This window comes from Yinghuangia soli (assembly GCF_021502675.1).
Lineage (GTDB): Bacteria > Actinomycetota > Actinomycetes > Streptomycetales > Streptomycetaceae > Yinghuangia > Yinghuangia soli.
On the sequence record NZ_JAKFHA010000009.1, the window covers coordinates 132,708 to 145,800 of the forward strand.

The window sequence follows — 13,093 nt, forward strand, 5'->3', positions numbered from 1 at the left end:
GGCGACATGCCGGACCGCCGACGCTCGGAGGGGAACCCATGGCAGCCAAGACCGCGTCCAAGACCGGCGGGAAGAACAAGGCGACCGCCGCCGTCACCGGGGCCGACACCGAGCCCAAGGTGGCCGGGAAGTCCAAGCCCAAGTCCGCGACCAAGCCCGCCGCCAAGCCCGCCGCCAAAGCCAAGCCCGAGAAGTCCCGCGCACCGGGCAAGGCGAAGCAAGAGCCGCACGGTCAGCTCACCCCCGCAGTCACCCCCGCAGCCACCCCCGCACTCACCCCCGACCCCGGGCACCGATCCGGCGCGCCGCCCGAGGTTCCGATTCCGCCGCCGGTGCTCCTTGCCCGCGGCCATCTCCGGCGGCGCGGTTGGACCGACAGCGGGATCCTCAAGTTCCTCGGCGAGCCGGATGCGCATGCCCCGAACCCCGTCGTGTGGTCGGCCGCGAACATGCGGCTGTACGACCAGGCACGGGTGGCCGGCATCGAGGCCACCGAGGTGTGGCAGCGCTGGCGGGCCGAATCGGAGCAGCGCCGCGAGCTGAACCGCCGCCGGGCCGAGGAGCGCAGCCATGCCCGCGCCGAGCACCTGGCCAGGCTCGGGATGTACGCGGAGGTGGCGTCCCATGTCGCGAACCGCTGACCCGGCACCGGGTCTTGCCCCGGCACGCCGCCTGATGCCGCATCAATGTCCGTCCCATGCACGATCATGGGCAGCGAGGACTCGGGACGGAGGACGCATGGTCCAGACAGTGCACGTCAATTCGCTGCGCTGGTTCGTGGAGAAGGACGGCGGCACCGAATTCGTGTCCTCGCACGGCGACGCCGTCGACGACGAAGCGGTCGGCCGGGCACTCGCCACCGCCTACCCGGACGCCCTCCAGCTCGTGGGCGTACTCCGCGAGGCCGGCGTGGGCGCGGACTGCTGGTTCACGCTCGCCGACGAATCCGAGTCCAAGAACGAACCCGCGAACGAACCCGGGAACGAATCCGGGAACGAACTCGAGAACGGATCGGAGGGCGCATCCGACACCAGTCGTCCCCCGACCTCGCCCGACGACCACCTCCGAGCGCTCCGCAGCGGAGCCGTCTCGCTCGGCGGCCTGTCGCTCGCGGTCGGCGGGGACCCCGCACGAATAGGCACCCGCGTGGCGGTGACCGGACTGACCTGTACCGACCCGGACGACGAGGCCCTGGCCCGGGCAGCCGTCGCGTTGGCCAGGGAGTTCGGCCCGCAGGTGGTCTGGGACGATGGTCTGGCCGACGTGATGCTCGTGCGTCCCGGCATGACCGTCCCCGCCGTCCTCACACGCTGGAGCCGCCGCCGATGAGCAGCCCGAACCGTCCGAGCCTGCCGAACCGTTCGACCGTGCCGGATCCCGACACCCGGCGTATCGCGTTCGACAACCTGCACAACTTCCGTGACCTGGGCGGCTACCGGACACGGGACGGCCGGACGGTCCGCCACGGGCGGCTTTACCGCTCCGACTCGCTCGGCAAGCTGCGCGGCGACGACTGGGAGCTCTACCTCCGGCTCGGCATACGCACCGTCATCGACCTGCGCTACGACTGGGAGGCCGACCGCAACGGCCGGGTGCCCGAACACCCGGGCCAGGTCTACCTCAACCTGAGCATCGAGCACCGCCCCTACGACCAGGCCGCGATCGACCCGGACGCGGACCCGTGGCGCTACCTCGCCGACCGCTACGCCGAAGTCGCCCTGGACGGCGCCCAGGAGCTCCGCGAAGCCCTTGAGGCCATCGCCGCCGAAGACGCCCCGCAGGTCTTCCACTGCACCTCCGGCAAGGACCGCACCGGCCTCCTCGCCGCACTCGTCCTGATCCTGCTCGACGTCCCCGAAGAGACCGTCCTCGACGACTTCGCCCTGACCGAACTCTCCACCGCCCGGCTGCGCGCGGACTGGGAAGCCGCCCACCCCGACCGCGTCCTGGGCTGGCCCGGCTACGGCCGCGCGCCCGCCGAGGTCATGCGCCTGGTCCTCGCCGACCTGGCCGCCGACTACGGCTCCGTGCACGACTACGTCGCCAAACACCTCAAGGTCGACGAAGCCACCGTCGCCCTCCTCCGCACCCGCCTCCTGACCCCGGAGGACTCGGCCGGCTGACCACGAGCCCCACGAATCCTGCCGCCCTTGTTGTCCGGGCGGGCCGACGACAGGCCCGCACCGGCAGCCTCCTCCGCGGCTGTCGTGGCACGACCCGCGTCCGCGAGGCCGCCACGTCGCCGCTCGCCACGAGAAAGCCGCCACTCTCCATCACCCGGGACGCGTCATCTCCGCTCTGCGCAGCCCGCCGCGCCATGATCCGCGCGGAGCGCCATAACCGCATGCCCGGTCCCGGGGGTTGCCACTAGCGTCCGCAGCGTGGACCTGCCGACGCTGCCCCCGGAACTGCGCGAAGAAGTCCTCCACGGCGTGGCCCGCAACGCGGCCGCACCGGTGGCCGTCCTGCGCCGATTGATGCGGGCCCCCTGGGCAGTTCGGACCCTGGCGTGGGAGCACCCGTGCATGACTGAGGAACTCGCCGCCGAACTCCTCGCCCTCGACGACAACAGCATGACCGAAGCGCTGGCCTGCAATCAGAGCCTGCCGATCGCGTACCGGCGGCGGCTCACTGCACATCCCTCCGAGCAGGTGCGCCGTGCCGCCGTCCACGAGTCGCGGCACCATGACGCTGACGCACCCTGCGACCTGGCTGCCGAGTTGGCCGTGCTCGCCGACGACCCGTCCGCCTTCGTCCGCGCCGCGGTGGCGGAGCACTACGACGCCCCGGACACGGTCCGCGCGAAACTGCTCGTCGATCCGGACCCCGGAGTACGCCGAGCCTTGGCCCTGGGCTGGTGGACGCCACCGGCGCACGTCCTGCGCACGTTGCTGACCGACCCCGACCCGGAGGTCCGGTCCGCCGCACTGGCGATGCACGGAACCCCTCCTGCGGACCTGCACGACGCTCTCCTGGCACATCCGCTTACTCGGGCGGACACCGCACCGCACGTCGCGCTCACCCCGGCCCTCGCCGCGGAACTCGCCCGCGATCCGGACGAACACGTGCGCGCGGCCGTGGTGCGCAATCCCGGGCTCCCGCCCCGGCTCCGGGCGGAACTCGAGGCCGAGCGCAACTGCCCGGTTCGTTACGCGGTCCTCTGCTCGCCGTACACCGGACACGACGACCGGATCCGCTTGTACGACGAGCTCTGTGCGGCCGTCGACGCCGACGACGAGATCTGGCGCTACACCGAGTCGTATCTGTCCAGCGCCTGGCTGAGCGGCAGCCTGGCCTGGCTGGCGCGGTCTCCCGTGGCGGACCGGGTGGCGGCCCTGGACTCTCCGTTGGATTTCCTGCGCTGCGGCGTCGCGATGAACACCGCCGACCTGCCGCCCGGCGCCTTCGCACGCGTCCTGCACGATCGGGCACCTGAGGTACAGCGCGTGGCGGCCCTGTACGCCGAGTCCATCCGGCCCGAGGAACTCGAGCGGATCGTCGCGGCACACGGCGACATGGACCTCGCCAAGTTCACCGAGGGCATCCAGACCCGGCCCGATTTCCCCGCGGATGCGTACCCGCGCCTCGCCGCCTCGGAGAACGAGATGGTCCGGGCCCGGGCCGCGGGACGAGACCTGCCGGCCGCCCTGCTCGAAAGCCTCATCGCGGATCCCGAACCGTTCGTCCGCGAGGCGGCCGCGGCGAACCCCGGCCTGCCCGCCCACCGGCTGCCCGGACTGCTCACCGGGGAACCGACCCCGTTCATTGCGGTGGCCGTCGGCATGTCTCCCAATCTGCCGGTGGACTGGATGACGGCTCTCCTGGCCGCGGAAGGACTCTGACCGCGGGCGGCGGTACCGCCCGCCGACGGTCGCAAGGCCCTTGGGGCGCCGACTAGGGCATGTCTTATGAATCATGACTTGAGCCAGGTGAAGATCGCGGCGACGTGCAGTGCGGCTTGGTACTGGGTGGCGGGGTTTGTCGGTGCGCATGGCGATGCCGCGCCGTCGTCGGTTGGCTTGCTGGTCGGCGGGTTCGGGGATGACCGCGCGGATTCCTCGTCGGCGCAGGTGGGCGCGGATGGCGCGGGAGGAGTAGGCCCGGGCCGCCAGGACGACGTCGGGCCGGACGCGCGGTCGACCGACCGCGCGCGGGACGCGGATGGCGGCCATGACTCTCGTGAACTGCGGTGCGTCGCCTTGCTGTCCGGTAGTGACGACGAACGCGAGCGGACGGCACCGGCCGTCGGCGGCCAGGTGGACGTTGGTGGTCAATCCGCCTCGGGACAGGCCGAGGCCATGGTCGAGCGGCTCGCCTGCGGGCGCCCCCTTTTCAAGCCGCCCGCAGCGTGCTGGTGCGCGCGGACGATCGTGGAGTCGACGCCCACGAGCCAGTCCAGGTCGACGCCGGCATCGGCGCGGGCCTGCAAGGCGGTCAGGATCCGGTGCCAGGTCCCGTCGCGGGCCCAGCGGGTGAACCGGTGGAACACCGTTTGCCAGGGCGGGAATTCGTCCGGCAGGTCCCGCCAGACCAGGTTGTTGCGGTACTTGAACGCTCTATCAGCTTCCACTGGCCATCGGTCAGGCCCCCACGAACACTCACATCACATCAAACGACGATCACATTCATCAGACACGGCCTAGTTGTAGCGCATGCCCATGGTCGAGACGCACATGAGGAGCCAGACGATGGCCAGCACGGCCGCACCGAGGAAACATGCTCCGAGACGCCATTCGTCGCGACGGTATGAGGGTCCCAGCCGGTGCTTCTGCCGAGCCGGAGCAGCGCGACCCAGATCAGCGCACAGCATGCGGCGGAGACGGGGGCGGAGAAGGAACGGAACGGCGTAGTGACGACCTGGGTGCGGCGGCGTCGGGTGGCGGCGCCGCCGTGTCAGTAGCCCGAACGGGTCGGAGGTGGACGGGTCCTGCCCGACATGGCGGAGTCGGTGCTTGAGTGGGCGCAAGGTTGGTTTCGTGGAGGCACGTGCCGCGTCCGGAGCGGCACGTGCGGGTACTGGGCGGCGACGCGGCTCTACCGCCAGGCGGCCGGGACGGAGGAGCGGTGTGACGGACCAGGGGCCGGATGCGGACGAGGCGGCCACCATGCCGCCTAGGGAGGCGCGCCGGATCTTCCGCGAGGGGCTGGCCACCGGCACCAGCGGATGGGCCCGCGGGTATGCGCAGATGAACTTGCTGGCGGTGCCCGAGGATTGGGCGTACGACGTGCTGCTGTTCGCGCAGCGCAACCGGCAGCCGTGCCCGGTGCTGGACGTGACCGACGCCGGCAGCGCGGTGTCCGCACTGGCTCCGGAGGCGGACCTGCGGACCGACCTGCCGCTGTACCGGGTCTGGCAGGACGGCATGTTGGTCGACGAGCCCACCGACGTGGTGCGGCATTGGCGCGGGGATTTGGTGACGTTCCTGGTCGGCTGCAGCTTCACGTTCGAATTCGCGCTGCGGCAGGCGCGGGTGCCCTTGCGGCATACGGAGCAGGGACGGAACGTGCCGATGTACGTCACGGGCCGGGAATGCCGTTCGGCGGGGCGCGTGCACGGGCCGCTGGTGGTGTCGATGCGGCCGATCCCGGAGGGCATGGTCGAGACCGCGGTGCGGGTCAGCGGCCTGATGCCGGACGTCCACGGAGCACCGGTGCACGTGGGGTCGCCCGCGGACCTGGGCATCGCGGATCTGGACGCACCGGACTTCGGCGATTCGGTGGATGCCAAGCACGGGGACGTCCCGGTGTTCTGGGCCTGCGGAGTGACGCTGCAGGCCGCGGTGATGGCGTCGAAGCCGCCGTTCGCCGTGACGCACGCGCCGGGGCACATGTTCGTCACCGACACGCCTGATTCGGCGTACCGGGTGGGCTGACCAGAGGGCCGGCGGGCTGATCGGTGGGCTGACGGGGAGCGCGGGCGGAGCCGGGCCAGGGCGGGGGCACATGCTCGCGACCCGACCGGGGTACCTGCACGACTTCGACCCGTCCGGGCCGCGCCGCCGCCACGGCACGGGCGGCGAGTCCGTACCGACCGGAAGGCTGGAGACCCATGACCGACGTCAACGCCGCAGCCCGCGAGCAACTGGACAAGGCCGCCACGTCCGAGCACGGCCGCAGCGCGCACCTGCTCCTGCACGAAGGGCCGCTGCGCCAGACCGTGATCGCGCTGACGGCAGGGTCCGCACTGGACGAGCACAACGCCCCCACCGCGGCAAGCCTCCAGGTGCTGGTCGGCGAAGTGCGCCTCACCGCACCCAGCGGCGATGTGGAGCTGTCGCACGGCGAGCTGTACGCGATCCCCCAGGAGCGCCACGGCCTGACCGCGCTGCGGGACGCCGTCGTGCTGCTCACCGCGGTTACCGAGGTCGCCTGACCTGAGTTCTGCGCGACAGGCGACAGGCGACAGGCGACAGGCATCGGGCACCGGGCACCGGGCACCGGGACAAGTGCGGGGCGGAGGCAGGTAGGGGGTAAGGCCCTGTCGGCCGGGTGAGCCGGCCCCGAAGCCGCCTTGAAACCCGGCCTGCGGAGCCGGCAGAGGGCCCAGCCCGGAAGCCGGGGCGGAGCAGATGGGACGGCGCGAGGGAGCACCCTCGGCCGACGGGGCGCCGGGTCTGGCAGCGTGGTCTCCACAGGCTCGATTCGGGCCGTTCGGAGCTTCGGTCCACCGGCGTCCGGCGAGTCGGGCGTGAGGCCGGAGCAACCAGGGGAGGCCGGTATGCCGTTCGGATGGTTCCGCCGCCGCAAGCAGTCCGCACAGCAGGCCGGGAGCGCCCCGGCCGCGTCCGCCGCCTCGGCGCCGTCCCGTCCGGCGCCGGCGGCGACGGTGCGCACCGGGACCGGGTCGGCGGTCAGCCTCGACAAGATGGAGCGGACCGCGCCCGGGCTGGTGAGCCTCTACAAGGCTGCGGGCGTCAGCCTGGAGAAGCACCGGCTGGCCGGGGTGCGCGCCGCGGTGTACCTGGTCCTGGACCGCTCCGGGAGCATGTCGGGCTTCTACCGCAACGGCAGCGTCCAGTCGCTCGCCGAGCGGGTGCTGGCGGCCGCCGCGCACTTCGACGACGACGGCGTCGTGCCTGTCGTGTTCTTCGACAGCAAGGCCTACCAGGTCGAGGAGATCTCGCTCACCGACTACCCGGGCCGCATCGCCGAGCTGCACGCCAAGATGGGCCACATGGGCACCACCAACTACGTCGCGGCGATGGAGGCGGTGATCGACCACTACAAGGACTGCGGCGCGACGGACCCGGCGTACGTCGTCTTCCAGACGGACGGTGCTCCGGACAACCCCAAGGCCGCCGAAAAGACGCTGTGCAAGGCCGCGAAGCTGCCCATCTTCTGGCAGTTCGTGGGCTTCGGACGCGACCAGTTCAAGTTCCTGCACCGGCTGGACGAGCTGCCCGCACCCAAGCACCGGGTGGTCGACAACGCCGGGTTCTTCGAGGCGGGCGCCGATCCGCGCCGGCTGTCCGACGCCAAGTTGTACGACCAGCTGATGATCGAGTTCCCTGAGTGGCTGGTCGCCGCGAAGCGCGCCGGCGTGCTGCGTTGACCGGAAGCAGCTCCCGAGGCGAGTCCTGAGGCGTCTCCTGAGGCAGCCCCCGAAGCAGCTCCCGAGGCAGCCCCCGCGGAGCTCGGGGAGCTGTCCCGGATTCCGGCGAACCGCCCGGTTGTCGGAGCGTCCGGCTAGGGTCGAGGGCGTGGAACCCGATCTCTTCATCGCCGCCGCCGAGGAGCGGCAGCGCAAGGACCCCGCCCTCGCCCCGCTTGCCGTCCGGATGCGTCCGCGCGACCTCGACGAGGTGGTCGGCCAGCAGCACCTGCTGGGCGAGGGGTCCCCGCTGCGCCGCCTGGTCCGGGCCGGCGACGGCGTGACCGCGCCTTCGTCGGTGATCCTGTGGGGCCCGCCGGGCACCGGCAAGACGACTCTCGCGTACGTGGTCAGCCACGCCACCAAGCGCCGCTTCGTGGAGCTGTCGGCGATCACCGCGGGCGTGAAGGAAGTACGCACGGTCATCGAGGCGGCCCGCCGCGAGTCCGGTGCGCACGGCCGCGAGACGGTGCTGTTCCTGGACGAGATCCACCGGTTCTCCAAGGCCCAGCAGGACTCGCTGCTGCCGGCCGTGGAGAATCGCTGGGTCACGCTCATCGCGGCCACCACGGAGAACCCGTACTTCTCGGTGATCAGCCCGCTGCTGTCCCGTTCGCTGCTGCTGACCCTCGAGTCGCTGACCGAGGACGACATCCGGAACCTGGTCCGCCGCGCGCTCGCCGACGAGCGAGGCCTCGGCGGCGCGGTGGCCCTGGACCCGGAGGCCGAGGACCACCTCGTCCGGATCGCGGGCGGCGACGCGCGGCGCGTCCTGACCGCGCTCGAAGCCGGTGCCGGATCGGCGATGGACCGCGGCGAGAAATCGGTGTCGCTGGCCACGCTGGAGATGGCCGTGGACCGCGCGGCGGTCCGCTACGACCGGGACGGCGACCAGCACTACGACGTCGCCAGTGCGCTCATCAAGTCGATCCGCGGCTCCGATGTCGACGCCACGCTGCACTACCTGGCCCGCATGATCGACGCCGGAGAGGACCCCCGGTTCATCGCGCGGCGGCTCATGATCTCGGCATCCGAGGACATCGGCCTGGCCGACCCCACCGCACTGCCGACCGCGGTGGCCGCGGCCCAGGCGGTCGCCCTGATCGGCTTCCCGGAAGCGCAACTGACCCTGGCGCACGCCGCGATCGCGCTGGCCCTCGCCCCCAAGTCCAACTCCGCCACGCTGGCCATCGGCGCGGCCCTCGCCGACGTGCGCGCCGGCCTGGCCGGCCCGGTGCCGCCGCACCTGCGGGACGGGCACTACAAGGGCGCCGCGAAGCTCGGCCACGCCAAGGGCTACGTCTATCCGCACGATGTCCCCGGCGGCGTCGCCGAGCAGCAGTACGCGCCGGACGCCGTGCACGGCAAGCGCTACTACCACCCCACCCGGTACGGCAACGAGGCCCGCTACGCCGACATCCTGGACCGCGTCCGCGGCAAGCTCGGCCACGGAGATACGCCGCCGAAGGCCTGACGCCCGCCGCCTGACGCCGAGTCGGCACGCCGGTCGGAGTCGGCCGACCCGATCTCTGCGATCGCGCCTGGAGCGTGCAGGGCGAGGACGCTGTCGCGGGTGAGCCGTCCGCCCATTGAGTCCGGGTAGTGACTGCCGAGCACCGGAGTGCCGTTGTCCGCCGCCTACCAGGACACGAACGTCAGTCCCGGTCCACCACGAAGCGCACCTCGCCGCCCTCCCGGACCAGCCGGCCGCCGGTCGGGTCCGGGAAGTGCGTGCCCAGCACCAGCGTTCCCGTGTCGGCGTACCGGTCCACGAAGGCCCGCCGGGTGGCGGTGGCCTGCGCGATGTCGACGTCGGCCGGGCTCGGCACCTCGGGGGCGGCGAACTGCACCGGGTGGTGCACGAGGTCGCCGGTGACGACCGCGCGTTCGCCCTGCGACTCGACGACCACCGCGACCTGGCCGGGCGTGTGGCCGGGCGCGGCCTCCAGCCGGACTCCTTCGGCGACCTGGTGGTCCGCCTCGACCAGGTCCACGAGACCGGCGGCGAAGAGCGGGTCGACCGTGTCGGCGAGTTCGGTGGCGCCCACTGAGCCGGCCCCTTCGTGCTTGCTCCAGAACTCCCACTCCAGGCGCGGGATCAGGTAGCGCGCGTTCGGGAACGTCGGCACCCAGGCGCCGTCCGCGAGGCGGGTGTTCCAGCCGACGTGGTCGAAGTGCAGGTGGGTGCATATGACCGTGTCGATCGACTCGGGCGGATAGCCGAGCGCGGTGAGGGTGCCGAGCCAGCCGGTCTGCAGCGCGGGCAGTGCGGGGACCGTGCTGCGGTCATTGCCGATGCACGTGTCGACGAGGATCCGCCGCACCCCGGTGTCGACGACCATCGCGTGGAACGACATAGTGAACGTGCCGTCCGGACCGGCGAAGTGCGGTGCAAGCCACGGATACCGGTCCAGCAGGCCGGCGTCGGAGGTCCGGAGGGCGCCGGCGACGGGCAGCGGGAACTCCACTTCGACGACTTTGTGCAGTTGTGCCGAACCCACCTGCCACGACGCCATGTCCGAAATCCTCCGCCTGCGCGAATCCCGGCCACCGGCCCGGGAGGCCGGTCGCCCCGGGGCACACCTTCTCACTCAGGCGACTGTTTGAACACGGGTTGAAACAGAGCGGTCGCACAGGGTAGAAACGAATACCGGGTGCCGTGCGTGTCCGCTCTAAGGAACATCCAGGGGACGGCCGGAGACGTACGGCGCCCGACTTCTCCCTGCTGCCCTTTTCCGGCCCGCGTGCCGGCCCGCGCGCCCGACCCTTGTGCCGCCCCGCGGCAGGCCGCCTCAGAAGCCGCGGGTGCGCTTCGCCGCCGCGCGCTTGTCGCGGCCGCCGACCTGCGGCGAGGGCAGGACGAACCGGGCGACTTCGCTGCCCAGGTTGACCCCCACCGCGAGCGCCAGCGCCAGCCCCGCCGCGTTGACCAGGCCGAGCCAGCCGCGGTCGGTGTGCCCGAGCGCCAGCCCCAGCATGCCCTGGTACATCGCGCTGCCGGGGAGCAGCGGGCCGATGGCCGGGATGACGTACGGCAGCGCCGAGGTGCGCCCGGCCCGGGCCAGCAGCTGGCCGAGCAGGCCGACCACGCCGGTCGCGACGACGGTCGCCAGGATCGGTGCCGCGCCCGCCATGCGCATGACCTCGAAGATGGACCAGCTGACCGCGCCGCCGGCCGCCGCGATGGGCAGCACGTCGGGCCGCACCTGCACGAGCACCGCGAACGTGAGCGAGACGCCGGCCGCGGCGAGCAGCTGCACGGGCGGGTTCGATTCGGGGAAGAACGAGCCCTCGACGCTGAGTTCGACGCCCAGCTGGCTGCCCGCGTACAGCATTATCGCGACGCCGCAGATGATCCCGATGATGAGGTAGAAGACTTCCAGCAGCCGGGCCGACGCGGTGATGTAGAAGCCGGTCAGGCCGTCCTGCACGGCGGCCACCAGGGCGCGTCCGGGCAGCAGCGCGAACAGGCCGCCGGTCACCACCGCGAACGGCAGGATGCCGATCTCGGCCTTGGTCAGCCCGACCGCGATGGCCGCGGCCGGCATCGCGGCCAGCACGAACTGGTAGAACTCCGGGACGCCGCGCTTGGCCAGGCCCTGCGCGAGCCGGTCGCCGACCACGGCCGCGAAGAACGCCGCGCACGCCACGATCGGCCCGCCGCCGACCATGACGCTGGCGCTCGCCGCGATCAGCCCGGTGGCGACCAGGACCAGCCAGGTCGGGTACGGATGCCGGTTGCGGCGGATCCCGACGAGCCGGTGGTACGCCTCTTCGAGGGTGAGGTCGCCGGCCGTGATGTCCTCGACCATGCGGTGCGCGGCGGCCAGACGGGTGAAGTCGGTGGCCCGGCGGCGCACCACGCGCTCGCTGGTGACCGGCGCGTCGACCAGCGACGGCTGGTACGACAGGGTGATCACGGTGAACGTCACGTTCGGCGTGCAGCGCTCCAGGCCGTAGGCGTCGGTGATGCCGAGCATCGCCGCCTCGACGTCCTCGCCCGCCTCGCCACTGGCCAGTAGCAGTTCGCCGGTGCGCAGCGCGAGGTCGAGCACGCGCGGCACCGACACGCCCGGATCGGTCTTCTCCGGGGCCTCGGTGTTTAGCGCCGAGCCGCTGCGCAGCCGGGTGCGCAGCCGGTCCTGCCAGGGCAGCGCGGACAACGGCGGGGAGTGCCAGGGGAGTCGCGCACCCCGATCGCCGGCGGCCGCCGAGGGGTGTGCCTCGGGTGCGTCCGGCGACGGTCCGGCGGGCCGGTGCCCGGGGTCGCGGGGATCCTCCGGGCCGCCGGCGGTGCCGGGTCGCCCAGGGCGCTCGAACACCGCGTGCGTCCTTCCTCCTGATCGGTGGTGCCCCTCCACATTGCCCTATGAAGGCGGCATCCCCTCAATCGGAAGATGACGGCGCGCCGACGGAAGACCGGCCAGATGTGCTCACAAGCCGGCCAAATGCTGCCAAGAGGCGCCAGGAAAGAGCTACTTGCCCTCGGCGTCGCTCGGCGTCGCTCGGCATCGCTCGGCACCGGGCCAAGCGCTACTTGCCCTCGGCGTCGCTCGGCACCGGACCCTGGAAGAGCGACCGCAGCGCGTCGCCCAGCTCGGCCGGGTCGGTGACCGGGCCGTCGAACTCGAAGCGCACGTCGCGGATGCGCTCCTGGCCCGCGCAGCGCAGCCGCAGCCCGAAGCGGTCCAGCGCCACCGGCGCCACCCGGTCGGACTCCTCGGCCGCGCCGGTCAGCCGGCACAGCCGGGTGAGCTCGGCGCCGTGCGAGGCGGCCAGGTGCTGGAGCAGCTCGGTCTCGTGCGCGGCGAGCGGGTCGGCCGCGGCGTCGGCGTACTCGTCCGGCTCGATGTGCTCGGCGCCCCACAGGTCGTCGACCAGCACCTCGCCCGGCTCCAGCCGGACCACCGCGCCGGAGCGCGAGCCGTCGAAGGTGAGCAGTGCGGGGTCGCGGGTGGCCGCGGCCAAGAGCCCGGTGGCCCGGCTCAGGTCGGCGCCGGTGGGCGCGGAGAGCCAGCCGGCGATCCAGCAGTGCGCCCGGACCCGGTGCGGCACCGCGACCGGCGCGACGTCCACCAGGTGCAGCACGGCCGCGACGTCCTCGCGCGAGGTCAGCACCGCGGCGCCGACCTCGGGCGGCAGGAGCAGCAGCACCGAGCCGTCCGGCTCGACCACGCGCGCCGCCGGAACAACCTGCTCCTCGCCGATGTTGCCCGGAAGTTCGAGCACCGCGGAAGCGGCGTACGCGGCGAGCGTCCGGGACCGCGACGCGGCGTCCGGGTGCGTGCTGCGCCGGCCCTGCGGTGCGCAGCCGCCGTCCGCCCCGCCCTCCGCCCCGGCGCACGCCCCGGTCTCGTCGTGCGCCGCGTCGTACGCCTCCTCGTACGCCTCGTCGTACGTGTCGGCGGCGTCGGTGGTCCGGGGCATGCGTCCTCCAGCGGTTCGGGCGGCCGGGCAGGGCCGGGTGCGGCATACGGCGTACGGCGTGAGCGGTGCGCCGGC

The 13,093-nt window shown here is 72.5% G+C and carries 11 protein-coding genes and 1 pseudogene; 8 read left to right on the forward strand and 4 right to left on the reverse strand.

Translation table 11 applies throughout. The features are described from left to right. Positions 1–38 precede the first annotated feature (38 nt). The 4 genes from LZ495_RS17740 to LZ495_RS17755 all read left to right on the forward strand — a co-directional run bounded on the left by LZ495_RS17740 (position 39) and on the right by LZ495_RS17755 (position 3,842). Complete coding sequence (locus LZ495_RS17740; protein WP_235053205.1) at positions 39–641, forward strand: hypothetical protein; 603 nt, start codon at positions 39–41, stop codon at positions 639–641. 97 nt (positions 642–738) lie between these two features. Beyond that, positions 739–1,329 (forward strand): hypothetical protein, encoded by a 591-nt coding sequence (locus tag LZ495_RS17745; protein WP_235053206.1) that lies wholly within the window; start codon positions 739–741, stop codon positions 1,327–1,329. Then, on the forward strand, positions 1,326–2,123 hold the full coding sequence (locus LZ495_RS17750; protein ID WP_235053207.1) for a tyrosine-protein phosphatase: 798 nt from the start codon (positions 1,326–1,328) through the stop codon (positions 2,121–2,123). The genes LZ495_RS17745 and LZ495_RS17750 overlap by 4 nt, the downstream gene beginning before the upstream one ends. A gap of 258 nt (positions 2,124–2,381) precedes the next feature. Continuing rightward, positions 2,382–3,842, forward strand: coding sequence for a hypothetical protein (locus LZ495_RS17755; protein ID WP_235053208.1), 1,461 nt, complete (start codon positions 2,382–2,384; stop codon positions 3,840–3,842). Positions 3,843–3,913: 71 nt separating this feature from the next. Here the strand turns inward: LZ495_RS17755 and LZ495_RS17760 are convergent. After that, positions 3,914–4,591: pseudogene (locus LZ495_RS17760) on the reverse strand (IS5 family transposase); the annotation flags it as partial. Between the two features lie 475 nt (positions 4,592–5,066). On the opposite strand from LZ495_RS17760, the gene LZ495_RS17765 reads away from it, so the two are divergent. From LZ495_RS17765 to LZ495_RS17780, 4 genes are all read left to right on the forward strand, one after another. Continuing rightward, positions 5,067–5,873, forward strand: a complete 807-nt coding sequence (locus tag LZ495_RS17765; RefSeq protein ID WP_308268283.1) for a putative hydro-lyase — start codon at positions 5,067–5,069, stop codon at positions 5,871–5,873. Between the two features lie 176 nt (positions 5,874–6,049). Beyond that, positions 6,050–6,373, forward strand: a complete 324-nt coding sequence (locus LZ495_RS17770; protein WP_235053209.1) for a cupin domain-containing protein — start codon at positions 6,050–6,052, stop codon at positions 6,371–6,373. 345 nt (positions 6,374–6,718) lie between these two features. Beyond that, the gene (locus LZ495_RS17775) at positions 6,719–7,552 is read left to right on the forward strand and encodes a vWA domain-containing protein (protein WP_372498587.1); all 834 of its coding nucleotides are present in this window, start codon (positions 6,719–6,721) and stop codon (positions 7,550–7,552) included. A gap of 148 nt (positions 7,553–7,700) precedes the next feature. Next, positions 7,701–9,065, forward strand: coding sequence for a replication-associated recombination protein A (locus LZ495_RS17780; protein ID WP_235053210.1), 1,365 nt, complete (start codon positions 7,701–7,703; stop codon positions 9,063–9,065). Positions 9,066–9,246: 181 nt separating this feature from the next. On the opposite strand, the gene LZ495_RS17785 is transcribed toward LZ495_RS17780, so the two are convergent. From LZ495_RS17785 to LZ495_RS17795, 3 genes are all read right to left on the reverse strand, one after another. After that, positions 9,247–10,107: an MBL fold metallo-hydrolase gene (locus tag LZ495_RS17785; RefSeq protein WP_235053211.1), complete on the reverse strand. Its 861-nt coding sequence runs from the start codon at positions 10,105–10,107 to the stop codon at positions 9,247–9,249. 276 nt (positions 10,108–10,383) lie between these two features. After that, complete coding sequence (locus tag LZ495_RS17790) at positions 10,384–11,754, reverse strand: threonine/serine exporter family protein (RefSeq protein WP_235053212.1); 1,371 nt, start codon at positions 11,752–11,754, stop codon at positions 10,384–10,386. Between the two features lie 370 nt (positions 11,755–12,124). Then, entirely contained in the window at positions 12,125–13,018 is an 894-nt protein-coding gene (locus tag LZ495_RS17795) for a DUF2470 domain-containing protein (protein ID WP_235053213.1), read from the reverse strand. Between the last annotated feature and the right edge of the window lie 75 nt (positions 13,019–13,093).

Coding starts and splice junctions, on each gene's coding strand:
- LZ495_RS17740 (WP_235053205.1), top strand. CDS start 39: ATGGCAGCCAAGACCGCGTCCAAGACCGGCGGGAAGAACAAGGCGACC.
- LZ495_RS17745 (WP_235053206.1), top strand. CDS start 739: ATGGTCCAGACAGTGCACGTCAATTCGCTGCGCTGGTTCGTGGAGAAG.
- LZ495_RS17750 (WP_235053207.1), top strand. CDS start 1,326: ATGAGCAGCCCGAACCGTCCGAGCCTGCCGAACCGTTCGACCGTGCCG.
- LZ495_RS17770 (WP_235053209.1), top strand. CDS start 6,050: ATGACCGACGTCAACGCCGCAGCCCGCGAGCAACTGGACAAGGCCGCC.
- LZ495_RS17775 (WP_372498587.1), top strand. CDS start 6,719: ATGCCGTTCGGATGGTTCCGCCGCCGCAAGCAGTCCGCACAGCAGGCC.
- LZ495_RS17785 (WP_235053211.1), bottom strand. CDS start 10,107: ATGGCGTCGTGGCAGGTGGGTTCGGCACAACTGCACAAAGTCGTCGAA.
- LZ495_RS17795 (WP_235053213.1), bottom strand. CDS start 13,018: ATGCCCCGGACCACCGACGCCGCCGACACGTACGACGAGGCGTACGAG.